At 71.5% G+C, this 1,773-nt stretch carries 2 protein-coding genes; both read right to left on the bottom strand.

Annotation, left to right across the window (positions count from 1 at the left end; all coding sequences use genetic code 11):
- Nucleotides 1-121: 121 nt before the first annotated feature.
- On the bottom strand, nucleotides 122-820 hold the full coding sequence (locus tag PHC73_RS12765; RefSeq protein WP_300128939.1) for a type 1 glutamine amidotransferase: 699 nt from the start codon (nucleotides 818-820) through the stop codon (nucleotides 122-124).
- A 16-nt stretch (nucleotides 821-836) separates the two neighbouring features.
- A partial coding sequence (gene cysC / locus PHC73_RS12770; RefSeq protein ID WP_300128941.1) for an adenylyl-sulfate kinase occupies nucleotides 837-1,773 on the bottom strand: 937 nt, incomplete at its 5' end.

The raw sequence follows: 1,773 nt of genomic DNA on the forward strand, positions 1-1,773 counted from the left end.
CCGCCGCGGCCGGCCGAGCCACTCGCGGATGGCGAGCAAGGCGCCCACCTGATAGGCCGTGCGGGCGCCGCCGCCGGTCAGCACCAGGCCCAGACCGGGCGCGGCGCGCGGGCGGCCCGCCTCAGGCGGCGGCGAGCCGATCGAGCCAGGCATGGAGCAGGCGGCGGGCGGGCGCGAAGTGCGCTTGCAGGGCGCGCATGGCGTCGGCCGATTGCACGCTTGCCGACGGTTTCAGGCGCGCGCCGAAGGCGTCGGTGAGCGCCGCCACACCCGCCGGGTCCATTTCCGGGTGGCACTGCACGGCGAGCACCCGCTCGCCAAAGCTGAACGCCTGCTGCTCGAAATGCGCGCTGCGCGCGATGTGCAGCGCGCCGGCCGGCAGGTCGAAGGTGTCGCCGTGCCAGTGGAACAGCGTCTGCGGCGCCGGCAGGTCGGCCGCAAAGGGACTTGCCGAGCCCGCCACCGCCTCGACCGGAAACCAGCCGATCTCGCGCCGACCCGACGGGTACACCCGCGCGCCGAGCGCGGCGGCAATCAGCTGCGCGCCGAGGCACACGCCGAGCACGCGCCGCCCGGCGGCGATGGCCGCCTCGATCAGCGCGATCTCTGCCGCGAGGTGCGGGTAGCGATCGGCCTCGTACACGCCCATCGGCCCGCCCATCACCACCAGCCAGTCGAAGGCATCGGCCGTCGGCAGCGCTTCGTCGGCGTAAAGGCGCGTGCACGACAGCGCCAAGCCGCGCCGCCGCGCCCAGGGCGCGATATAGCCCAGGCCCTCGAAGGGCACGTGTTGCAGCCAGTGCAGGCGCTGCGGGGGCATTGCCATCCGCCGGCGCTCAGCCACCGATCAGCCCGCGCTCGCGCAGCAGCGCGAGCACCGCCTCGGCCGCCTGCTCGGCGGACAGGGCGCGGGTGTCGAGGCGCAGCTCCGGTGCCACCGGCGGCTCGTAGGGCGAGTCGATGCCGGTGAAGTTCTTGAGCTCGCCGCGGCGGGCTTTTTTGTACAGGCCCTTCACGTCGCGCGATTCGGCCACTTCGAGCGGCGTGTCGACGTGAATCTCGATGAACTCGCCGTCCTCCAGCAAGCCGCGCGCCAGCGCGCGCTCGGCGCGGAACGGCGAGATGAAGGCGGTCAGCACGATCAAACCCGCGTCCACCATCAGCTTGGCCACTTCCGCCACGCGGCGGATGTTCTCCACCCGGTCGGCGTCGGTGAAGCCAAGGTCCTTGTTGAGCCCATGGCGCACGTTGTCGCCGTCCAGCAGATAACTGTGGCAGCCGGCGGCGTGGAGCTTTTTCTCGACCAGATTGGCGATGGTCGACTTGCCGGCGCCGGACAGGCCCGTGAACCACAGCACCGCCGGTTTGTGGCCCATCAGCGCTGCGCGGGCGGCCTTGTCGATGTCGAGTGCCTGGCGGTGGATGTTGTGCGCGCGGCGCAGCGCGAAGTGCAGCATGCCGGCGCCGACGGTGGCGTTGGTGAGGCGGTCGATCAGGATGAAGCCGCCCATGTCGCGGTTCACGGTGTACGGATCGAACGGCAGCGGCCGGTCGAGCGCGATGTTGCACACGCCGATTTCGTTGAGGGTGAGCTGCTTGGCGGCGAGGTGCTCCAGCGTGTTGACGTTGACCTTGTACTTGGGCTCGGTGACGGTGGCGCCGACCGTGCGCGCGCCGAGCTTGAGCCAATACGGGCGGCCCGGCAGCATGGGCTCGTCGGCCATCCACACCAGCGTGCACTCGAACTGGTCCGCCACCTCGGCCGGCGCGTCG

This window comes from Immundisolibacter sp. (assembly GCF_028696615.1).
Classification (GTDB): Bacteria; Pseudomonadota; Gammaproteobacteria; order Immundisolibacterales; family Immundisolibacteraceae; genus Immundisolibacter.